19 protein-coding genes are annotated in these 21,235 nt (G+C 73.9%); 8 read left to right on the top strand and 11 right to left on the bottom strand.

What is annotated here, in order from left to right:
- Positions 1–70: 70 nt before the first annotated feature.
- The 3 genes from AB0M18_RS05800 to AB0M18_RS05790 form a co-directional block, all read right to left on the bottom strand.
- Positions 71–925 carry a S1 family peptidase gene (locus tag AB0M18_RS05800; RefSeq protein ID WP_365755554.1) on the bottom strand — a complete coding sequence of 285 codons (855 nt, stop codon included), beginning with the start codon at positions 923–925 and terminating at the stop codon, positions 71–73.
- Positions 926–1,142: 217 nt separating this feature from the next.
- Positions 1,143–1,961: a DUF1684 domain-containing protein gene (locus AB0M18_RS05795; protein ID WP_365755553.1), complete on the bottom strand. Its 819-nt coding sequence runs from the start codon at positions 1,959–1,961 to the stop codon at positions 1,143–1,145.
- A gap of 55 nt (positions 1,962–2,016) precedes the next feature.
- Entirely contained in the window at positions 2,017–3,264 is a 1,248-nt protein-coding gene (locus AB0M18_RS05790; RefSeq protein ID WP_365755552.1) for a DUF5685 family protein, read from the bottom strand.
- A gap of 320 nt (positions 3,265–3,584) precedes the next feature.
- Between AB0M18_RS05790 and sepF the strand changes: the two genes are divergently transcribed.
- Complete coding sequence (sepF, locus tag AB0M18_RS05785; protein ID WP_365755551.1) at positions 3,585–4,019, top strand: cell division protein SepF; 435 nt, start codon at positions 3,585–3,587, stop codon at positions 4,017–4,019.
- Positions 4,020–4,037: 18 nt separating this feature from the next.
- On the opposite strand, the gene AB0M18_RS05780 is transcribed toward sepF, so the two are convergent.
- A complete protein-coding gene (locus tag AB0M18_RS05780) occupies positions 4,038–5,765 on the bottom strand; it encodes an MFS transporter (protein WP_365755550.1) in 1,728 nt (575 codons plus the stop codon).
- A 413-nt stretch (positions 5,766–6,178) separates the two neighbouring features.
- Between AB0M18_RS05780 and AB0M18_RS05775 the strand changes: the two genes are divergently transcribed.
- On the top strand, positions 6,179–7,213 hold the full coding sequence (locus AB0M18_RS05775; protein WP_365755549.1) for a phosphatase PAP2 family protein: 1,035 nt from the start codon (positions 6,179–6,181) through the stop codon (positions 7,211–7,213).
- Positions 7,214–7,316: 103 nt separating this feature from the next.
- Here the strand turns inward: AB0M18_RS05775 and AB0M18_RS05770 are convergent, their stop codons facing one another.
- Complete coding sequence (locus tag AB0M18_RS05770) at positions 7,317–7,520, bottom strand: I78 family peptidase inhibitor (RefSeq protein ID WP_365755548.1); 204 nt, start codon at positions 7,518–7,520, stop codon at positions 7,317–7,319.
- Positions 7,521–7,873: 353 nt separating this feature from the next.
- Here AB0M18_RS05770 and ctaD point away from each other — a divergent pair, with 353 nt between their 5' ends.
- Positions 7,874–9,601: a cytochrome c oxidase subunit I gene (gene ctaD, locus AB0M18_RS05765; protein WP_365755547.1), complete on the top strand. Its 1,728-nt coding sequence runs from the start codon at positions 7,874–7,876 to the stop codon at positions 9,599–9,601.
- Here the strand turns inward: ctaD and AB0M18_RS05760 are convergent.
- From AB0M18_RS05760 to AB0M18_RS05745, 4 genes are all read right to left on the bottom strand, one after another.
- Complete coding sequence (locus tag AB0M18_RS05760) at positions 9,525–10,526, bottom strand: YafY family protein (protein WP_365755546.1); 1,002 nt, start codon at positions 10,524–10,526, stop codon at positions 9,525–9,527. The two genes, ctaD and AB0M18_RS05760, sit on opposite strands and share 77 nt — an antisense overlap.
- Positions 10,527–10,719: 193 nt before the next feature.
- Positions 10,720–12,000, bottom strand: coding sequence for a glycosyltransferase (locus tag AB0M18_RS05755; protein ID WP_365755545.1), 1,281 nt, complete (start codon positions 11,998–12,000; stop codon positions 10,720–10,722).
- Positions 12,001–12,073: 73 nt separating this feature from the next.
- Positions 12,074–13,378 carry an ABC transporter substrate-binding protein gene (locus tag AB0M18_RS05750; protein ID WP_365755544.1) on the bottom strand — a complete coding sequence of 435 codons (1,305 nt, stop codon included), beginning with the start codon at positions 13,376–13,378 and terminating at the stop codon, positions 12,074–12,076.
- Positions 13,356–13,850 carry a hypothetical protein gene (locus tag AB0M18_RS05745; RefSeq protein ID WP_365755543.1) on the bottom strand — a complete coding sequence of 165 codons (495 nt, stop codon included), beginning with the start codon at positions 13,848–13,850 and terminating at the stop codon, positions 13,356–13,358. Before AB0M18_RS05745 ends, AB0M18_RS05750 begins: the two co-directional genes overlap by 23 nt.
- A gap of 108 nt (positions 13,851–13,958) precedes the next feature.
- Between AB0M18_RS05745 and AB0M18_RS05740 the strand changes: the two genes are divergently transcribed.
- Genes AB0M18_RS05740 through AB0M18_RS05730 form a run of 3 tightly spaced genes read left to right on the top strand, consistent with a single transcriptional unit; the run spans position 13,959 to position 17,598 of the window.
- Complete coding sequence (locus AB0M18_RS05740) at positions 13,959–14,390, top strand: hypothetical protein (protein WP_365755542.1); 432 nt, start codon at positions 13,959–13,961, stop codon at positions 14,388–14,390.
- Positions 14,378–16,954 carry an ATP-binding cassette domain-containing protein gene (locus tag AB0M18_RS05735; protein WP_365755541.1) on the top strand — a complete coding sequence of 859 codons (2,577 nt, stop codon included), beginning with the start codon at positions 14,378–14,380 and terminating at the stop codon, positions 16,952–16,954. The genes AB0M18_RS05740 and AB0M18_RS05735 overlap by 13 nt, the downstream gene beginning before the upstream one ends.
- The gene (locus AB0M18_RS05730; RefSeq protein ID WP_365755540.1) at positions 16,951–17,598 is read left to right on the top strand and encodes an ATP-binding cassette domain-containing protein; all 648 of its coding nucleotides are present in this window, start codon (positions 16,951–16,953) and stop codon (positions 17,596–17,598) included. Before AB0M18_RS05735 ends, AB0M18_RS05730 begins: the two co-directional genes overlap by 4 nt.
- Before the next feature lie 16 nt (positions 17,599–17,614).
- Here the strand turns inward: AB0M18_RS05730 and AB0M18_RS05725 are convergent, their stop codons facing one another.
- Positions 17,615–18,148, bottom strand: coding sequence for a transglycosylase family protein (locus tag AB0M18_RS05725; protein ID WP_365755539.1), 534 nt, complete (start codon positions 18,146–18,148; stop codon positions 17,615–17,617).
- A 214-nt stretch (positions 18,149–18,362) separates the two neighbouring features.
- On the opposite strand from AB0M18_RS05725, the gene AB0M18_RS05720 reads away from it, so the two are divergent.
- Together AB0M18_RS05720 and AB0M18_RS05715 are read left to right on the top strand one after the other, a co-directional pair.
- Positions 18,363–19,145, top strand: coding sequence for a hypothetical protein (locus AB0M18_RS05720; RefSeq protein WP_365755538.1), 783 nt, complete (start codon positions 18,363–18,365; stop codon positions 19,143–19,145).
- Positions 19,146–19,402: 257 nt separating this feature from the next.
- Positions 19,403–19,696, top strand: coding sequence for a hypothetical protein (locus AB0M18_RS05715; RefSeq protein ID WP_365755537.1), 294 nt, complete (start codon positions 19,403–19,405; stop codon positions 19,694–19,696).
- 89 nt (positions 19,697–19,785) lie between these two features.
- Here AB0M18_RS05715 and der read toward each other — a convergent pair whose 3' ends face one another.
- Positions 19,786–21,234, bottom strand: coding sequence for a ribosome biogenesis GTPase Der (gene der / locus AB0M18_RS05710; protein ID WP_365755536.1), 1,449 nt, complete (start codon positions 21,232–21,234; stop codon positions 19,786–19,788).
- Position 21,235: the final 1 nt, after the last annotated feature.

The raw sequence follows: 21,235 nt of genomic DNA, 5'->3' as shown, positions 1-21,235 counted from the left end.
ACGGCTTCGGGCCGCAAGGGCGGCTTTCAGCCGTGCAGCCTTCAACCAACCATCCGGGCAAGGGAGTTGCTCAGTACAGGCTGACCTTGTACTTGGCGAGCGCCTCGGGCACCGGCTGGTAGAACGTGGTGCCGCCGGTCGAGCAGTTGCCGCTGCCGCCGGAGGTGATGCCGAGCGCCTTGGTGCCGTCGTAGAGGGCACCGCCCGAGTCGCCGGGCTCGGCGCAGACGTTGGTCTGGATCATGCCGCGCACGGTGCCGCCGCCGGAGTAGTGCACGGTCGCGTCGAGGCCCGTGACGGTGCCGCTGCGGGTACCGGTGGTGGAGCCGGAGCGCTTGACGGACTCGCCCACGTAGGCGTCGGCCGCGGTGAAGCCGCCGGTGTGGCTGAGCGAGGCGTTGTCGTAGCGGACCAGGGCGTAGTCGTTGCCCGGGAAGCTGGACCCGACGGTGGGGCCGATCAGCGTGGACTGGGCCGAGTTGGCGTACCAGGTCTTCACGACGTTGCCGCAGTGGCCGGCGGTGAGGAAGTAGTACGTGCTGCCGCTGCGCACGTTGAAGCCGAGCGAACAGCGGTAGCCGTTGCCGTAGATGGCGTCACCGGCCGCGAGCAGGGGCTTGAAGACGCCGGGGGCGCGCTCGACGCGCAGCGCGCCGGCGTCGGCCCCGGCGGCCCGGCGGATCTTGGCGAGTCCGGCCTCGGAGACCGTCGAGTCGGCGGTGACGACGACCCGGCCGGCGGCTCTGTCGACGTACCAGGCGGTGCCGCCGACATCGGCCGTGAGAACGGCGGCGTCGGCGCGGGCGAGCGCCTGGGCGCTCGCCAGTCCGGGGGCGGGGGCGGCCTGGGCGCCGGGCAGTCCGAGGGCGGTGGCGGCCGCGACGGCGGCGGCGACGGCGAGCAGGCGGATGCGCGTGGTCCTCACTGTTCTCCTTCGGGTACGGCGGAGAGGGACCCGTGGGTGGCGGGTCCATGAGGCACTGTCAGGTGACGTGTTCCTGACATGCACCGCGAGCGATACTGGCCCCTCCATCCGGAACGCACAAGACCGCCCGCACGCCCGGTCTACGCGCGTGGCGGCGACGTGGCCCCGCGTGGACGGCGCGCCCCCCGTGGGCCCGCGCCGTCCGCGACCGGCCTGATCAGCTCCCGGCGACCCGCCGCTCCCCCGCCGCGATCTCCGCGTCGAGGGTGTTCCCCGGCGGCGGGAAGGGGCAGATGAAGTGCGCCGCGAACGCGCACGGCGGCAGCAGCGCCCGGTTGAAGTCCACCGTCACCGAGCCGTCCGCGGCCGGGGCGGCCGGCCGCAGGAAGCGGAAGCGGTAGCTGTCCTTGCCGCTGCCGGCGTCCGCGAACACCGCCCACAGCGAGCCGTCCTCCTCGATCGCCACCTGCAGGCTGTGGTCGGTGCCGTCCAGGTCGAAGACCACCTCGCCGGCGAGCCCGAGGCCGCGCTCCCTGCCGTCCGCGTTCTCCACCCGGACGCTGCGGGACTCGGCGTACGGACGGAACACGCCCGGCCGCACCCACTTCTCGTCGTACGGCGTGGCCTCGATGCCCCGGAAGGCGCGCCGCGCCTCCGACTCGGGGTCGAAGTCCCGTACCGCCCACTCGCCCTCGCGGCGCAGCACCACCAGGCGCCGCCCGGCGGACTCGGCCCGCGACTCGTGGATCGGGGCGTGGTCGGCGGTCAGCCGGACCGTGCCGATGAGCGGTTCCCCGTCGACCGTGATCGCGTCCTCGGCGCCCGCGGTGAGGACGACCTCGTCGCCCTCGGCCCGCCACAGCCCCGGAACGGCCGGAATCCGACCCTCCGGGAAGTCGGAGAGCCAGTAGGTGCCGGTCAGCGAGAGCGGTCCGTAGGACGAGGCGACCGCCGCCGTCCGCTGCTCGTGCCAGTGCTGCCACTCCTGCCGGGGGTCGGCGTCCAGCGCGCCCCGGTCCGTGTCATCCGTGCTCATGGTGCGTCAGCTTTCCACAGCACGGTTCCCGGTACGGGGCAGGCCGGGCGGGGCGTCAGCAGCCGTCGCAGGGGCAGCAGCAGTCGCAGCCGTCGCAGTTGCAGTTGCAGTCGCAGTCCCGGCAGCACCCCTCGCGCTTCTTCCGGGACCAGGGGCCCTCGTACTCCTTGGCACAGCAGATCTGGCAGGTGCAGAACAGCCAGGTGAACATGGCGCAGCCGGCGAGGAAGCCGCGGGGCTTGGGCTGCTGGGGTCCGCCGGCGCCGAACTGCGGCGGCAGCCCGCCGCCGGGACCGCTCGGACCGCCGGGGCCGCCCTGGCCGCCGCCCGGCCCGCCGTAGGGGTTCCCCGCGCCACCGCCGTAGGGGTTGTACGAGTCGTACGGACCGGGGGCGCCGCCGCCGTACGGATTGCCCTGCGCGGGCCCCGGCACCCCGTGCGCGCAGGTCGTCGTGCCGAAGGCCCGGTCGACCGAGACCCGCAGCTCATGGGCGAGGAGCACATGGGCGAGATGTCCGTCGGCGAACTCGGCGTCCTTCAGGGCGAGGCGGATGCCGTGCAGGGCGTCGTCGGCGAGCCGGCGGGCCTCCTCGCGGGAGGTGCCGGTCGCGGTGAGCGGGTTCCAGGCGCCGGCGGCGGCGTCGGCGGCCTGGTCCTCGACGGCGTCCAGGAGGTGGGCGAGCCGGCCGAAGAGCCGGCCGGCCTCGGCGAGCGGCTCGGCGTTGCCGGGGCGCCCGGCGAGCACCGCGGTGTGCGCGAAGGCGGCCGCGGTCGCGGTCTCGGTCGGCTCGGTGACGACGAGCAGCGGGGTGCCGGGCCCGGCCAGGGCCTCCAGGCCGGTCTGCCGGTCGACCGCGTCGACCAGGACGGCGGTGTCGAAGCCGAGCTCGCGGCCGGTGCGGGCACCGGCCCGGTCCCAGGAGCGGGCCACCCGGCGGGCCGCGGCGGCGACCGGGCGGCGGGCGAGCAGCCCGTCCCGGTCGGCGACATGGTCGCGGATCTTCGCGGAGGCGAGCACCAGGGAGACGGCGGCGGCGAGCCGCGCGCCCTCGCCGCGCGCGACGGGCGCGGTCCGCATGGCGCGCAGCGGGCAGGGGCCCGCGGTGCGCCGGCCGGTCTCGGTGCGGCCGGTCTGAGCCTCCGTCAGAACCGAGACGATCAGGCCGTCGTAGTTGGTGACCACCCGGGCGAACTGCCCGTGGTCGGCCCGAAGTGCCAGACAGAGTCCGCAGAGATGGGCCATCCACTCGGTCTTCAGACGCTCGGTGAGACGGTGCGCGCAGGGCCTGACGATTCCGAACAAGACACTCCCCCGTGGACCGGCGCGGGGCTCCGCGCGACTGCGACGGGCATCGTACCCAGCCGGTCTGTTCACCCGTACGCCCCGGCCGTCACCCTTCCGGCCCGACGTTCGTCATTTAAGTTGCGCGGCTCGATCCGACCCCCAGTCAGCCCCCGCATACCGCAAGATCCCTGACGAATCGCCAGATTTCGACCCTCACGTTCTGCACCAGTACCGTCACGAATCCCCTGCGCGCCGACTATCCACTTGGCGCGCGATCCGCATCATGGACGACGATAGGGATTGCGGAACCACGAGTGACCGCGCGAAAGGAGGCGTCCATGGGATCGGTGCGCAAGGCCAGTGCCTGGCTGGGACTCGTCGAGGACAACGACGAGCGTTACTACGACGACGAGTACGCCGACGGTGCCGAGAGCAACGACGCCTGGGTGACGGACCCGCGGGTGCGGGTGGCGACCGACACGGCGCAGGAGCACGGCCGTCGGATCGCGACCGTCTCCCCGGACGGGTTCCGGGACGCCCGGGGCATCGGCGAGCTGTTCCGGGACGGCGTCCCGGTGATCGTGAACCTGACCGCGATGGAGCCGAACGACGCCAAGCGCGTGGTCGACTTCGCCGCCGGTCTCGCCTTCGGCCTGCGCGGCTCGATCGAGCGGGTGGCGACCCGGGTCTTCCTGCTGACCCCGGCCGACACCGAGATCGTCAGCGGCGAGTCCGGCGGCCGCTCGCAGGGCGGTTTCTTCAACCAGTCCTGACCGACGCCCTCGGGTCGGTCAGTGGCTCGGCGTTCCCGAGCCGGCCGGTTCGGTCCGGCCCCGCGTGGCGGGGACCCGTACGGCATCCGCGGCCCCGCCCCCCGTCCGCGGCTCACCGTCCGGTCCCGGCAGCGTCCGGGCCGCCGGGCCCGCCCCGGCGGCCACGCCGCCCCTGGTGTCCACCGCGTCCGCGAGGCGCGGGTCGACCGCCGGGCACTCCATCACCCGCGGCAGGCGCAGCGCCATCAGCGCGCCGGCCAGGAGCAGCCCGGCGCTCACGAACAGCGTCACGTGCAGTCCGTTCACGAAGGCGTGCCGGGCCGCGTGGTGCAGCGCGTCCCCGGCCGCGCCGCCGAGCCGGGCGGCGACCTGGTAGGCCTCGCCGAGCGAGTTCGTGGCGGCCTTCGCCGTACCGTCCGGCACTCCCGGCACCCCGCTCAGACCGGGCGCGTACGCCGCGTTCATCACGCTGCCGAGCAGTGCGGTGCCCATGCCGGCGCCGAGCTGGTACGAGGTCTCGCCGATCGCCGCCGCCCCGCCCGCGCTCTCCGGCGGGGCCTCGCTGAGCATCGACTCGTACGCCGAGAAGAGCGTGGTCTGCAGGCCGAAGCCGAGCAGGACGAAGCCCACGGTGAGCAGCAGCGGCCGGTCGTGCTGGCCCATGAGGACGAGCAGCAGCACCGCGGCGGCGGTCAGCAGGAAGCCCCAGCAGACCATCCGGCGCGGGCCGAGCCGGCGCAGGGTGTACGAGCCGGTGACGCCGGCCGCCATCGCGGCGAAGGTCAGCGGCAGCAGCCGCAGGCCGGTCTCGACGGGGCTGAGGCCGAGGATCAGCTGGAGGTACTGGACGGCGATCAGCTGGAGGCCGACCAGGGCGAGCATGGCGAGCACCACGCAGCCCACCGAGGTGGTGAAGGCCGGGCGGGCGAACAGCCGCATGTCGATCAGGGGGTACGGGCGCCGCCGCTGGCGCCGTACGAAGAGGACGAGCAGCCCGGCGCCGAGCAGCAGCGGGCCGAGGGTGGCGAGGGCGAGCGGCGGGTCGCCGGCGCCGAGCCGCTTCACGCCGAGGACCACGCCGAGCACGCCGGCCGCGGCCATCAGCGCGCCGAGCACGTCCCAGGGTCCGTCCGCGTCACCGCGGGACTCGGGCAGGAGCAGCCGGCCGAGCGGCAGCATCAGCACCATCAGCGGGATGTTCACGAGGAAGACCGAGCCCCACCAGAAGTGCTCGACGAGGAAGCCGCCGAGCACCGGACCGGTGGCGGCGCCGATGGCGGCGGTGGCCGTCCAGATGCCGATGGCGGTGGCCCGCTCGCGCCGGTCGGGGAAGACGGCGCGCAGGATGGAGAGCGTGGCGGGCATGATCATCGCGCCGCCGACACCGAGCAGCGCGCGGGCGCCGATCAGCACCTCGGGCGCGGTGGCGAGCGCGGCGATCGCGGAGGCGAGGCCGAACAGCGCGTAACCGAGCAGCAGCACCCGTCTGCGGCCGACCCGGTCGCCCAGGGTGCCGAAGAGGATCAGGAGCGAGGCGCAGATCAGCGGATAGGCGTCGACGATCCACAGCAGCGCGGTGGAGCTGGGGTGCAGGTCCTCGGTGAGGGAGGGGACGGCGACGTGCAGCACGGTCGAGTCCAGCGCGACCAGCAGCAGGCTGACGCAGAGGACGACGAGGACGACCCAGCGGTTGGCACCACCGCCGGCGGTGCGGAGACGTGCTCCGGCCGTGTTCGTCCGCGCCATGTACGTACCTCCCAGTGAAGCCCTCGCGCTCGGCGGGCCCGGCCGGGAGCGGTCCCGGGACGGCCCGGCATCGACGGGCGAGTGAGCCGTCAGCGTACGCGAGTTCAAGGCCCGAGCGCGTGGTGCAGCTCTCACCCCGGCGGGCCGCACGGTGTGGCGTACGCCACTCCGGCCGACCGGCGAACCGGCCGGTGACCGGGGTGAATTCCACCTCCGGAGCCGTTCGGGGGATTACTCCGGGGCCTCAAACAGGCTTCCGGATAAACCGGTCGGTCAATAGGGCCGGAGGTCATCGGATATTCCGACGGGTGACGGGAACAAACGCCCGGCTGAGAGCAACTCCACATCACATCGTCATCACGAAGGCACGGGAACGACCAAGGTCGCTACTCACTCCCTGTAACGTCGATTGGGTGCGTACCGACATCTTTGCCCGGCTGGACCGGGAGCCGGAACCGCCGAAGATAGAGGTCCCGCGGATGACCCGCACGCGTCTCGCCCTCTTCGGCGGGACGCTGGCGTTCTATCTGGCCATCGTCGTCGCCGTGCTGCTGTCGACCTGGCTGGTCACCCTCGACTGGAAGATCATGCTCTTCCGCCCCTACCAGCAGTGGCAGGGGCTGCACGCCTTCCTCGACTACTACGTCGTCCTCGGCCAGCGCGGCCCCACGGCCGTGATGGTGGCGGCGTGGCTGGGCTGGCGCTCCTGGCGCCAGCACACGCTGCGACCGCTGCTCTGCCTCGGCGCCGCGCTGCTGTTGCTCAACGCGACCGTCGGCGCGGTCAAACTCGGACTCGGCCGGCTCGGCCCCCACTACGCGACGCAGGTCGGCTCCGCCGAGCTCTTCGCGGGCGGCGACATATTCCCGTCCGGGCACACCGCGAACGCGGTCGTGACCTGGGGCATCCTGGCCTATCTGGCGACCACGCCGAGGGCCCGCCGCTATCTCTCCGCCCTGTCGGCGGTGGTCGCGCTCGGCGTCGGCCTCACCACCGTGTACCTCGGTACGCACTGGCTGAGCGATGTGCTGCTCGGCTGGGCCGCCGGCCTGGTCGTCCTGCTCGCGCTGCCCTGGTGCGAGCCGGTGCTCGCGGTGGCGGAGGCCTGGATCCTGGCCCTGCGCGACCGGCTGCGCGAGCAGCTGCGGTCCCGCCGGCGCCTGGTGCCCTCGCTGCCGGTGGCGAGCGGAGGCCCGCTGCCGGGCCTGTTCCCGCAGCGCCCGACCGGGGCGGAGGAGCCGGTCCGCGAGGCCGTCGGCGCCGGCTCGGGCTCCGGCCGCGCCACGGCCACCCGGGGCGGCCCGCCGCGCGCGGGGCAGCCGCTGGCGGCGCCGCGGGCCCACCCGGCGCACCACGGCGCGCATCACGCGGTGCGCGCGGAGCGCGGCCCGGTCGGTCCGGCCGGCAGCCGCCGCCCGCCGCACTCACGGCCCGCGACCGGCGGCTGAGCCGCCGCGACCCGGGTACGACGAAGGGCCCCGGCCGATCCCTCGGCCGGGGCCCTCTCGCGTCCCGCGGGCGGCGGCCCGGCCCGCGCCCGCCCGGCGCCGCTCAGCCGTGCCAGACGCGGGTGACGACACCGCCCTCGACCTCGAAGTTGATGCGCCCCTCCAGGTACTCCATGGTGATGATCGAGCCCGGCGGAAGCGCGCGGACGACATGGTGGCCGCGGATCCTGGCCAGCCGTTCGGCTTCCTCCTCCGTGAGCCCCACATACGTTTCGTCGGCGTGGTCGGGTGTGTGTTCGGGTGTCATACAGCTCACGTTAGTACCCCGCCGGTCACGCTTGTGTCACAGCTTCTCGACATATGTTTGGCGAGACCGCGCCGATCGGCAACGACGGTTTCCAGCCGTTTCCGTGGTAATTCCCGACCGGGTCCGGCGTTCTCCCGCGCCCGTCGCGCGCACCTCCGGAAAGCGCTTCCCGAATTCCGTACACATGTGCCCCGCCTGGTAATTCGGCCGGGGGCCGGGACGGGCCCCCACCGGACCGCGCCGCCCGCGCGGCATTCACGATTTCCCCGCACCCCGTCCACACCGTCCGCCGACCGGACGACCCGCCGGTCCGCCTCCCCCGCTGCCCGCCCGGCCGGGGCCATCATCCGGGGATGGCTACCGAGACCGAGACCGCCGGCGTCGAACCACCGCGGCAGCGGCATGGCCGGGTGCTGATCGACTGGGTCACCACGACCGACCACAAGAAGATCGGCCACCTCTATCTGGTGACCTCGTTCGCCTTCTTCCTGATCGCCGGGGTGCTGGCCATGGTGATGCGGGCCGAGCTGGCCCGGCCGGGGCTCCAGCTGGTGACCAATCTCGAGTACAACCAGGCCTTCACCCTGCACGGCACGATCATGCTGCTGCTCTTCGCGACGCCCACCTTCGCCGGCTTCGCCAACGAGCTGGTGCCGCTCCAGATCGGCTCCCCCGACGTGGCCTTCCCGCGGCTCAACATGTTCTCGTACTGGCTGTTCCTCTTCGGCGGCCTGCTGGTGGTCGCCTCCTTCCTCACCCCCGGCGGGCCCGCCGCCTTCGGCTGGACCGCCTACGCCCCGCTGAACAGCCAGCTGCGGATGCCCGGCGTGGGCGTCGACCTGTGGATCGTCGGGCTCGCGCTCTCCGGCTTCGGCACCATCCTCGCCTCGGTGAACTTCCTGGCGACGATCATCGGGATGCGGGCCCCGGGCATGACGATGTTCCGGATGCCGATCTTCACCTGGAACGTGCTCTTCACCACGATCCTGGTCCTGATGGCCTTCCCGGTGCTCGCGGCGACCCTGCTCGTCCTGGAGTCCGACCGGCGGCTCGGCTCGGTGGTCTTCCTGCCGGAGAACGGCGGGGCGCTGCTGTGGCAGCACCTGTTCTGGTTCTTCGGGCACCCCGAGGTGTACATCATCGCCCTGCCGTTCTTCGGCATCGTCAGCGAGATCATCCCGGTCTTCTCCCGCAAGCCGATCTTCGGCTACGTGACCCTGATCGCCGCCACCATGACGATCACCGGCCTGTCGGTGGTGGTGTGGGCGCACCACATGTTCGCGACCGGGGCGGTGCTGCTGCCCTTCTTCTCGCTGCTCTCCTTCCTCATCGCCGTGCCGACCGGAGTGAAGTTCTTCAACTGGACGGGCACGATGCTGAACGGCTCGCTGTCCTTCGAGACGCCGATGCTGTGGGCGGTCGGCTTCCTGGTGTCCTTCCTGTTCGGCGGGCTGACCGGGGTGATCCTGGCCTCGCCGCCGATGGACTTCCAGGTCACCGACTCGTACTTCGTGGTGGCCCACTTCCACTACACGGTCTTCGGCACGGTCGCCTTCGCGACCTTCGCCGGCTTCTACTTCTGGTGGCCCAAGTTCACCGGGCGGATGCTCGACGAACGGCTCGGGAAGGCGCACTTCTGGACGCTGTTCGTCGGCTTCCACACCACCTTCCTCGTGCAGCACTGGCTGGGCGCGGAGGGCATGCCGCGGCGGTACTCCGACTACCTGGCCGCCGACGGCTTCACCGCGCTCAACACGGTGTCGACGATCGGCGCCTTCCTGCTGGGCATGTCCACGCTGCCCTTCCTCTACAACGTGTGGCACACCTGGCGGCACGGCGAGAAGGTCGAGACGGACGACCCGTGGGGCTTCGGCCGCTCCCTGGAGTGGGCGACCTCCTGCCCGCCGCCCCGGCACAACTTCGAGTCGGTGCCGCGGATCCGCTCCGAGTCGCCCGCCTTCGACCTGCACCACCCCGAGTTCGCGGCGTACGAGCGGCTGCGGCTCACGGTCCCGCCGCCGGAGCACCGCCCGGCCGGTCCAGGTCCTGCCGGTCCAGGGCCCGGGACAGGCGGTCCCTGAGCGTCCGCACCCGGTCGGCGAGCTCCGGCGGGTCGACCACCTCGAACTCGAGGCCGAGCAGCGAGACGTGCACCACCATCGCGTCCAGGCCGGGCGCGCCGGTGCGCAGCAGACAGCTCCGCTCCCCCTCCGCCGTGAGGACGCCGTCGAGGATGCCGACGGCCGAGGCGGCCTCGGCGAGCGGCACATGAAGCCGGACCGTGGCCTCGGTGGCGTACGCGCCGGTGGACACGCCCTTCGCGACATAGGCGGCCAGGTCCTCGGCGGGAGGATCGCGGGGCGGGAAGCGGGGCCCGTGCGGCGGCTTCGGCACGATCCGGTCGGCGCGGAAGGTGCGCCAGTCGGCCCGGTCCACGTCCCAGGCGACCAGGTACCAGCGCCGCTCGCTGCACACCAGGCGGTGCGGCTCGACGGTGCGGCGGGTGGCGGCTCCGGAGTGGTCGCGGTACTCGAAGCGCAGCCGCTCGGCGTCCCGGCAGGCGTTCGCGAGCTCGGTCAGCACGGCCGGGTCGATCCGGTCGTCCGGGGTGCGCAGCATGGGCACGGTGAAGGCGTTGAGGGCGCTCACCCGGCGCCGCAGCCGCCCCGGGAGCACCTGCTCCAGCTTGGCGAGGGCGCGCACCGAGCTCTCCCCGATGCCCTCGACGCCGTGCCCGGCCGCCGTCCGCAGCCCGACCGCGACGGCGACCGCCTCGTCGTCGTCGAGGAGCAGCGGCGGCAGCTCGGCCCCCGCCCCCAGCCGGTACCCGCCCCCTGTCCCGGGCGTCGCGTTCACCGGATACCCGAGCTCCCGCAGCCGCTCCACATCCCGCCGCACGGTCCGCCCCGTCACCCCGAGCCGCGCGGCCAACTCGGGCCCGGACCACTCGCGGTGGGCCTGGAGGAGTGAGAGCAGACGCAGCAGTCGTGCGGAGGTCTCCAACATGGGCCCGAGTCTGCCAGCCCCTTTCTTGAGGCCTCGCTCGCCTCCGGGCGCCTTCAGCCGGGCTCACGGCCCCGACCGTGCTCGACCCGCTCGTTCCTCGCGGGCCTCCGCGCGCTCGGCGCCGTTCCCCCGGCGCGCCCTTCGGCTCGCTCGGCGGATTGCCCGGGTGGGCCGGCACCCGTCGCCCGGGCGGTCAGCGGAAGCGGCGGACCAGAGCCCCCGCCTTCGCCTTCGCCGCGTACACGGTGTCGATCGCCGCGCCGACCCCGCGATGGAGGACGGACCGCACCGGGCCGTGGGTGCGGGGGCGGGTGGCGGCGCCGGACGTGGCCAGGTCGGACCAGATCGACTCGTGCGTCACGGCGGTATGGGCCGGGTCGAAGCGCTCGGAGGCGGCCAGGGCCGCCTTCGCGGCGCGGGCCCGGGCCTCGTCGTCGTTGATCAGGTCGAGCAGTGCCGCGGCCACCGCCGCCGTGTCGTCGACCGGGACGAGCCGGCCGTCCACGCCGTCCTCGATGATCTCGCCGGGGCCGTGCGGGCAGTCGGTGGAGACCACCGGCAGTCCGCAGCGCATCGCCTCGACGATGGTCATCCCGAAGGACTCGCGGCGCGAGGTGACCGCGGCGAGCGAGCCCTTGGCCCACTCCGGCTCCATGGGATGGGCGGTGCCCATGAGGAAGACGTGCTCGCCGAGCCCGAGCCGTTCGATCTGCCGGGCCAGGGTCTTCTTCAGGTCGTCGACGGCGTCGCCGGTGCCGTAGATCCGCAGCTTCCAGTCGGGCCGGGCGGCGGCCACGTCCGCGAAGGCGTCGATCAGCAGGTCGTAGCGCTTGACCGCGGTGAGCCGGCCGGCCGCGACGACGACCTTCGCGGCGGGGTCGGCGGGCGGCACGGCGGGCGCGGGCACGCTGTTGGGCACGGCGTCGATCCGTACGCCGCGCAGCGCGAGCGCGCGATAGGCCCGGGCGTCGGCCTCGGTGACCGTGGTGACGGCGTCCAGGAGGGCGTACTCGTGCCGGATGTCGCGCCGCAGCCGGTAGGTGTGCCCGTCCAGGGTCAGATGCTCCTGGCCGACGAGGACGGGTCCGCGCGGGGCCTGCCGGGCGAGCTGGACGTTGAGCCCGGGACGGGTCGCGATCACCACGTCCGCCTCGACGGAGGCGAGATGCGCGCCGATCCGGGCGTCGGTGAGCGCGCTGTACTGCTTCCAGCGCCCGTCGCCGCGCGGGAACACCCGGGCGGGGCGGTGGAAGTCGGGGTGCTCCCCGTCGTAACCCCGGCTGTTCTTCCGGATGTCGACGAGGTGACGGAGGGTCACCCCGTCCGGGACGCCGAGGATGGGTTCGTCTCGGTGGCGGAACACCGAGACGATCTCCACCTCGTGGCGGTCCGCCAGTTCCCCGGCGAGCGTGAAGGTCGTCCTGATGGTCCCGCCGATGTGGTAGCCGTTGTGGAGCAGGAAAGAGATGCGCATCGTGCCGCCGGATCCCCCCTGGTCAGGTGGTGGGTGGTGGTCGGGGTGACTGTACTGCCAGACGCACGGGTGCTCACGGGCGGTACCCCAGCTGGGGGACGGTGGCACAGTTCGTGTTCATGTCCCCCTGCGGGATCCAGCCGCTGCCGTCGCGCCAACGGGCCACGGACAGACAGGTGTCGCGGGACTCCGGCGGCTCGTCGAGGTGCTCGAAGCGGACGGGCAGCAGCAGCCCGCGGGCGGTGTACGGCTCGGCCCGGTTGAGGTAGCGCTCGACGCAGGCCCGCGTGGGCTGCCGGTCCTTCGTGAGACAGGACTTGGCGGCGTCCGTGAACCACATGGCCGCCGCCCAGCCCTCCAACTGCCACTGGGACAGTGTCCGTTGCCCCTGCCGCTGCATCGCGGCCCGGAACTCCCGTACCGCCGGGGAGGACGTGTCGTCGTACGCGCGGCTGGAGCCGGTCGCGTAGAGCACGGACCGGCAGCCGGGCGAGCCGGCGTAGTCGCGCGGCACGGTCGAGGACCAGTTCTGCACGTTCGTCACCTTGGCGGCGATCCGCACGCCCGAGGCCTGCATCGCCTCGCACAGCCGGGCGTTGCCGTGGGTGTCCATCGCGTCGAAGACCACGTCGACCCGCTGCGACCGCAGATCGGCCGCCACCGCGCGGAAGTTGGGCAGCACGAAGTCGACCTGCTCGTCGACCACCCGGTAGCCCTCGGCGCGCAGCCCGTCGGCGATCAGGCGGGCGTACGCGGCGGAGGCGGCCTGGTTGTAGGAGACGACGGCGGCGGTACGGGCGCCGAGATGGGACCTGAACCAGCGGTAGACCTCCGTCCCGCCGTACAGCACGCCGTTCCAGCCGGGCGCCTTGCCGGTGCGCGGGGCGGAGCTGCCGTAGATCCCGTAGAGGTGGGGGTACGTGTCGTAGGCGGGGGTCAGCGGCTGCCCGCCGATGTCGGGGACGCCGGCCGCGGAGACCCGGGGGGCGCCCGCGTAGTCGAGGGCGGTGGTGGCGACCAGGGCGAAGACCTTGCGCTCGTCGACGAGCCGGTGCACACAGGCGTTGTTGCCGACGCCGCTCCCGCCGTCGTCGCAGGTGAGCACCTCGATCCGGCGTCCGTCGAGGCCGCCGCGGGCGTTCAGGGCGGCGAAGTAGGCGAGGGCGCCGTCGCGGGGGCCGGTGAGGGCGTCGCCGCCGACCGGGCTGGTGGCGCTGGTGATGACGCCGACGCGGAGCGGCTCACCGCCGGAGGGGTTGGCGGTGGGCCGCGTCTCGAAGGCGCTCTCCGGGAGCCGGCTGCCGCAGCCCGCGGTGACCGCGGCGAGTCCGGCGAGGAGCAGTGCCAGGGCCGTCTCAGCAGCCCGGGACGGTCGCACCACTGACCTGGACGAGGCCGCAGAGTGTCTGCACGGAGACCTTCCAGGTGTCGTTCTGGAGCACGGAGGTGCCCTTGGCGTCCGGCAGCGCGGTGTTGCCGGCGACGAGCAGGTCGTAGGTGACGTTCGCGCCGGTGGGCGAGGTGAAGTCGATCTCCTTGACCTTCACGGAGGTCTGGGCGGCGTTCTTGTCGCCGGCGAAGGCGCCGAGCACCGGTGCCATGGCCTCGCCGTTCTCCAGGAGCTTGATCCGCTCGGCGGTCGGCGTCTTCGGATCGAAGAACGCCGTGAAGTTCTTGGTGATCTCCGCCTTGGCGGCGGCCGGGTCCAGCGGCTGGTCGGTCATGGCCGGCGAGGTGGTCGGCGTGACCTGCTCGGAGGAACCGTTGTCGTCGGAGCAGCCCGCGACGGCGGGCGCGAGGACGAGTACCGCCGCGGCGCCGAAGGCGGCCGCACGTCGCTTGAGGAGCATCTGGCTCACCACCCTGTCGATTCCAGGGTGATCCGATCACGGACATAGCGCAAGGAAGAGAATTAAAGAGAACATAAAGGGTGGGCCTGCTTGAGGAAGGGGACGTCCGTGCCGTCGGTTCCGCGCTCGCCGTCGAAGCTGCTGCTGTGGGGCGGGCTCGTGGCGGTCGCCGGCGGGGCGGTGCTGTGTGTCATCGGCTGGTACGGGATCTCCGGCGAGCGTTTCGCCGAACGCCAGCTGCCCTATCTGGCCTCGTGCACCGTGCCCGGGGCGGCACTGATCGTCGCCGGCGTGGTGCTGCTCGTCGGGGCGGCCCTGCTCGCGCCGCCGGAGGCCGCGGCCGGGCCCCCGGAGGGCGCAGAGGAGGAGCCCGCCGCGCTCTCGGCCGCGCCGTCGTCGGAGGATCCGCCCCTGCGCGTCCCCGGCGGCACGCTCGCGCACCGCCCGGACTGCCCCCTGGTGGCGGGCCGCCCCGAGGCGGAACCCGTGGGGGACGCGGAACTCGACCCGTGCCCGGTGTGTGAGCCGTGGCCTCGCTGACGTACGACCTCACGCTCGCCGGCCTCGCCGTCGGCAGCGCGGCGGCGCTCACCGGCATCGGTCTGATCGTCACCTACCGGGCCACCGGGGTGCTGAACCTGGCGCACGGCGCGATCGCGATGGTCTGCGCGTACGTGCTGCGCCAGCTGGTGGTGGTCTGGCACTGGCCGCTGCCGGTCGGGGCGCTGGTCACGCTGCTCGTGGTGGCGCCGGGCATCGGGCTCGTCCTGGACCGGCTGGTGTTCCGCCCGCTCGCGGTGGCGGGCGCGGGGCCGGCGCAGACACTGGTGGCCTCGATCGGCGTGTTCGTGCTGCTCGTCGGCGCGGCGGCGCTGGTGTGGGGCGACGGCGCCCGGGACGACGCGCCGGTGCTGCTCGGCGACGACCCGTGGGCGCAGCTCGCGGCGGCCGTGGCGCTGGCCTGCATGGTGGGGGCGGTGACCCGGTGGACCCGGTTCGGGCGGGAACTGCGGGCGGTGGTCGACAACCGGCCGCTCGCCGTCCTGTCCGGCATCCCCGCGGACCGGGTGTCGGCGGCGGGCTGGGCCTTCGGCTCCTTCACGGCCGGTCTCACGGGCGTGCTGCTCGCGCCGTACGTGCGCCTCGACCCGTACGGGATGCCCCTGCTGGTCGTCGAGGTCATCGCGGTAGCGGTGGTGGCCCGGATGCGGAGCCTGCCGGTGGCGGTGCTGACCGCGCTCGCGCTGGGCGTGGCGCAGGCGCAGCTCACCCGGCTGCACCCGGAGGGCTGGGCGGGCGAACTGGTCCAGGCGGCCGGGACGAACCTCTTCGTGGTGGCGCTGCTCGTCGCCGCCCTGGTCCTGCCGGGCGTCGGGGACACGGACGCGCTGCCGCCGCCCCGGGCCGCGCCACGGGTGCCGGTGCCGGTGTGGCTGGTCACGGCGGTGCTGCTCCTGCTGCCGCTGGGCTTCGCGGGCGAGGACCTGACGACGGCGGTGCAGGTCCCGGCGCTCGCGGTGGTCCTGCTCTCGCTGGTCGTGGTCTCCGGCCGGGGCGGCCAGATCGCCCTGGGCCAGGCCGCGTACGCGGGTCTCGGCGCGCTCTTCACCGCCCTGCTCGCGGCGGCGGGCCTGCCGGAGCTGGTCGCGCTCGGCGTGGCGGTGCTGTGCGTGGCGGCGCTCGGGCTGCTCACGGGTTGGCCCGCGATCCGCCGCCACGGGCTGGCGCTCGCCCTGGCGACGCTGGCCGTCGGGGTGGCGGTGAGCCGCTTCGTCTTCGCCCAGCCGTACGCCACGGCCGGCGTCACCGTCACGCGCCCGGCCGGCTTCTCGGACGACCGCGCCTACTACGTCCTTGAGCTGCTGCTCCTCGCCGCCTGCCTCCTCCTGGTCGCGGCCCTCCGCCGCGGCCGCACCGGCCGCGCCCTTGCCGCCCTGCGCGACCACGAACCGGGCGCGGAGGCCGCCGGCGTCCCCGTCGCCACCCTCAAACTCCTCGCCTTCACCCTCGGCGCCGCGCTCGCCGCCCTCGGCGGCGCCCTCCTCGCCATGTCCGTCCGCGCCTTCGACCCCGACGCCTTCGACCCGGTCCGCGGCCTCCTCTGGTTCGCCGCCGTCCTCACCCTCGGCGCCGACACCCTTCTCACCCCCCTGCTCGCCGCCACCCTCCTCGTCTCCCTCGACGCCGGCACTCACGCGGGCGTGGCGGTGGCCCTGATCGGCCTCCTGGCCACCTTCACGGGCCGTCTGCCACCGGTGCTGCCGTGGCTGCTGGGGGTGGGAAGGCGGAACGGGCCGGGGGCGGGTGCCGGCCCTGCGGCCGGCGGCCGGGCCGCCCGGCGCCGGGCGAAGACGTCCGCCGGCAGGTCATACGTCGCCTCCGGCCAGTCAGCCGACGCACACCCGCCGCCGGGCGAGGTGGCCGGCGGTGCGCCCCCGGCCGCCCCCGGCCGGACGGCCGGCACGGGCCGGCGGACCGACGGCGCCGCTCGGCTGGTCGCCGTCGGGATCCGGCTGGTGCATCCAGGGGGGACGGTGGGTCTTGACGGGGTGGACATCGAGGTGGCGGTCGGGGCGGTCACCGCCGTCGTGGGGGTCAACGGGGCCGGGAAGAGCACCTTGTTCGACTGTCTGGCGGGGGCCGTGCGGCCGACGGCGGGGCGGGTGGTGCTCGACGGGGTCGACGTCACCGGGAAGGCGGCGCACGTGCGGCAGCGGCTCGGGGTGGGGCGGACGTTCCAGCAGTTGGCGGTGTTTCCGTCGCTCAGCGTCGAGGAGAACGTACGGGTCGGGGGCCCGGGGGCCGAGCAGGCGTTGCGGTTGTTCGGACTCGACGGAGCCGTGCGGCACCGGGCGGCGGCCGGGCTGCCGACCGGGACCCTGCGGCGGGTGGAGCTCGCGCGGGCGCTCGCGGGGCGGCCGCACACGCTGCTGCTCGACGAGCCGGCCGCCGGGCTCGACGCGGCGGAGGCGGCGGCGCTCGCCCGGATCCTCGCCGCGCTCGCCGCCGACGGGCTCGCCGTGCTCGTGGTCGAGCACGACCCGGACCTCGTCGCCGGCATCGCCCGTACCGTCCACACCATGGAAGGCGGCCGCATCCTGTGAGCGTCGAGATCGCGCTGCGCGCCGCCCGGGTCCGTTACGGCCCGCTGGAGGCCCTGCACGGCCTGAACCTGGCGCTGCCGGCCGGCACCGTCACCGTGCTCCTCGGCCGCAACGGCTCCGGCCGCACCACCGCGCTGCGGGCGCTCGCCGGGACGGTGCCGCTCAGCGGCGGGCGGGTGGAGTGGCGGGGCGCGGACGTCACGCGGCTGCCGGCCCATGCCCGGGCGCGCCGCGGGCTGTGCTTCGTACCGGATCTGCGGGCGGTGTACGCGACGCTGACGGTCGCCGAGAACCTGGACCTCGCCGTGCCGGACCGCCGGGGCGACGCCCTCGCCGCGTACCCGGAGCTCACGCGGCTGCTCGGCCACCGGGCCGCGACGCTGTCGGGCGGCGAGCGCCGCATGCTCGCGCTCACCCGCGCCGCGTGCGCCGGCGCCCGGGTCGTCCTCGTCGACGAGCCGTCGCTCGGCCTGTCGGCGGCGGTGGCCTCCCGTACGTACGCGCTCCTCGCCGCCCTCGCCGGCCCGCCCGCCCACGCCGCGGTCGTCCTCGCCGAGCAGCGCGTCCCGGCCGGCCTGCCGCCCGGCTCCCTCGCGTACGAGCTGCGCCGCGGCTCCCTCGCGGACGCCCGGGAGATCACGTGATCAGGAGGTCACCTGATCACGGCAGGCGCAGCATGGTGCCGACCATCAGCCGGTTCGGGTCCGCGCCGATCACCGAGCGGTTCGCCGCGTACAGCGCCTGCCAGCCGCCCTTCGTCCTGAAGCGGCGGGCGATCGCGCTGAGGGTGTCGCCGCGCTGTACGACATGGGCGCGGCCGCTCAGCCCGTACCGCTTCGAGCAGACCGGCCAGGCTCCCCAGCCCTGCACGCGCAGCACGTCCTCGGCGACCGCGATCTGCTGCGCGCGGGTGGCGAGGTCGGCGCGCCGGGCGTAGCGGCGGCCGCCGAACTCGTCCCAGGTGGGCTGCCAGAACTGCAGTCCGCCGTAGAAGCCGTTGCCGGTGTTGGCGTGCCAGTCCCCGCTGCTCTCGCACGCGGCGACGCAGCCCCACGGCCACTGGTCCTTGACGCAGGCCTCGACGGGCGTGGGGGCGGCGGCGCCCGCCTCCTCTGCGTGAGCCCGCGCCGGGGACAGCAGGGCGGTGGCGGCGGCCAGCACGGCACCGGCCGTCCAATATCGGATCTTCGACATCGGGGCAGGCTAGGCAGCGGTTTCGAACGCCGGGCCGGTGCCGCGCGGAACAGCGTTCACATGCCACCCGGTCGGCGGCACGGCCACTGCCGCCGCTCCTCAAACAAGTTGTCGGCCCCGACGCGTGACCCCCGGCGAGTCTTCCCCGTTGAACTCGGCATGAGACGGCCGGGAACCGCCCGTCGTCGCACGCAACGAGTCCAGGGAGCCCCCCGTGCCGCGCATGCTCGACGTCAGCGAGGACGTACGCGCCGAGATCGGCGACGAAGAAGCCGACCGGCTGCTCGCCGGCGACAACGCCCCGGGCAGCTACGACTGCACCTCCTGCCGGACCCCGGGCGACTCGGAGCAGGAGCGCACCAGCACGGTGCTGTTCGTCGGCGAGGAGACCGCCGTCCTCGCCTTCGCCCACGCCAGCTGCATCCCGTCCCAGGTCGTCCGGGTCGCCGAGGAGCAGCTGCAGGGTGCCGTCGCCTCCATCACGGCGGCCGACGCCGCCGACTCCCTCGCCGCCGCCAACCCCGAGCAGGCGGTGCTCGGGGTGACCAGCGGTCTGGTGCTGATCGAGGGCGAGCTGCACCCGGCGCTCGTGGTGGAGCCGACCGCGCCGGTCGCCCGGCCCGGTTCGGAGGGGCTGACCGACGAGTTCCTGCCGCTCCTCGTCGAGCAGGGCTTCCAGCCGGTCGCCGACGTCAACCAGAAGCCGGCCCCGCTGCCCGGCTGGTCGGTCCTGGTCGCGATGGGCCAGCTGCACTCGGTGCTGCAGCCGGGACCGGGCGGCGCGGGCCAGGCCGCCTGGTGGCAGGCGCACCAGCCGCTCCAGGTCACCGAAGGCTGGCGGGCCGCGGCGAACAAGTCGCACACGGTGCTCGTGTTCGCCGCGCCGGTCGGTTCGATCGGGCAGCAGCCGCGCGAGGACCTGCTGCGCGACGCGCTGGAGAAGGCCGCGGCCAACGGGCGTCTGGTGGCCGCCGCGATGCCGCTGGCCGGCACGTGAGGGACGAGGCGCGACCCGCGGGCATAGGGCGGCCACAGGACTCGCTCGGCCCACTGGGGCCGCTGGAACCGGTCCGCGGGCCGGGGACACCGACCGTGCCGCGCCCGCGGGCGCCGCTTTCCGAGGAGCGCCGCCCGCATCTCGCGGACGGCGGGGTCGTTGGCACCTATGTGCACGCATACGACCCTTTCCGCCAGCAGTACCCGAGCCCGGTACCGAGTCCGGTGCCGGGTCCGGTCCCGAGCCCGATCCCGTCGATGCGCCCGGCGCACGACGGCACGGCCGGCACGGCCGGCTCGACGGGCTTCCCGGGGACCTCCACGGGCTTCTCGGCGACTCCGATCTACGACGCCCTGTACTCCGAGTACCGCCGGTCGTTCCGCTCGTTGCCGGGCGACCGCAGCGGCGAGGAGGAACTGGGCTTCCGGGGCTTCGGCACGCTCGGCACGCATCGGCTGCCGGGGCAGAGCGGCCAGTACGCCCGGCACGGTCATCAGACCGGCGGCTGGTCCGCGTACGCGCTGCCGCCGGGCCGGCGGGCCGTTCCGTAGGGCGTTCCGCGAGGGGCGGAGACACGGCCGGGGGCCGGGGCGAGATCGCCCCGGCCCCCGGCCGCTGTCGTACAAGGCCTCACAAGGCCCTACTTCTTCTTGCCGCGCTTCTCGCGCACCCGCACCGAGATGTGGATCGGGGTGCCCTCGAAGCCGAACTCCTCGCGCAGCCGGCGCTCGACGAAGCGGCGGTAGCCGGCCTCCAGGAAGCCGGAGGCGAAGAGCACGAAGCGGGGCGGCTTGGTGCCGGCCTGCGTGCCGAAGAGGATGCGGGGCTGCTTGCCGCCGCGGATCGGGTGCGGGTGGGCCGCGACCAGCTCGCCGAGGAAGGCGTTCAGGCGGCCGGTGGGGACGCGGGTCTCCCAGCCGGCGAGCGCGGTCTCGATGGCCGGGACGAGCTTCTCCATGTGGCGGCCGGTCTTCGCCGAGACGTTGACCCGGGGCGCCCAGGAGACCTGCTGCATCTCGGTCTCGATCTCCCGCTCCAGGTAGTAGCGGCGCTCCTCGTCCAGCTCGTCCCACTTGTTGTAGGCGATGACGATGGCGCGGCCGGACTCGACGGCCATCGTGATGATGCGCTGGTCCTGGACCGAGATGTGGTCGGTGGTGTCGATGAGGATGACGGCCACCTCCGCCTTCTCGACGGCGGCGGCGGTGCGCAGGGAGGCGTAGTAGTCCGCGCCCTCCTGGAGGTGCACCTTCTTGCGGATGCCGGCGGTGTCGACGAACTTCCAGGTCACGCCGCCGAGCTCGATCAGCTCGTCGACCGGGTCGCGGGTGGTGCCGGCCAGCTCGTTGACGACGACCCGCTCCTCGCCGGCGACCTTGTTGAGGAGGGAGGACTTGCCGACGTTCGGACGCCCGATGAGCGCGATGCGGCGCGGGCCGCCGAGGGGGCTCCCGAAGCGCTGCTCGGGGGCCTCGGGCAGGGCCTTGAGGACCTCGTCGAGGAGGTCGCCGGTGCCGCGGCCGTGCAGCGAGGAGACGGGGAACGGCTCGCCGAGGCCGAGGGACCACAGCATGGCGGCATCGGCCTCGCCGGACTGGCCGTCGACCTTGTTGGCGGCGAGGACGACCGGCTTGCCCGCGCGGCGCAGCAGCTTGACGACGGCCTCGTCGGTGTCGGTGGCGCCGACGGTGGCGTCCACGACGAACAGGCAGGCGTCGGCGGCCTCGATGGCGAACTCGGCCTGGGCGGCGACGGAGGCGTCGATGCCGAGGACGTCCTGCTCCCAGCCGCCGGTGTCGACGATCTTGAAGCGGCGGCCGGCCCACTCGGCCTCGTAGGTGACGCGGTCGCGGGTGACGCCCGGGCGGTCCTCGACGACGGCCTCGCGGCGGCCGATGATCCGGTTCACCAGGGTCGACTTGCCGACATTGGGACGGCCGACGACGGCGAGGACGGGCAGCGGGCCGTGCCCGGCCTCCTCGATCGCGCCCTCGACGTCCTCGACGTCGAATCCCTCTTCCGCGGCGAGCTCCATGAACTCCGCGTACTCGGCGTCGCCAAGTGCCCCGTGGTCGTGCTGGTCGTTCATG

The sequence above is a fragment of the Streptomyces sp. NPDC051909 genome, from assembly GCF_040681095.1.
GTDB lineage: Bacteria > Actinomycetota > Actinomycetes > Streptomycetales > Streptomycetaceae > Streptomyces.
This window is presented reverse-complemented; position numbering and strand designations above follow the sequence as displayed.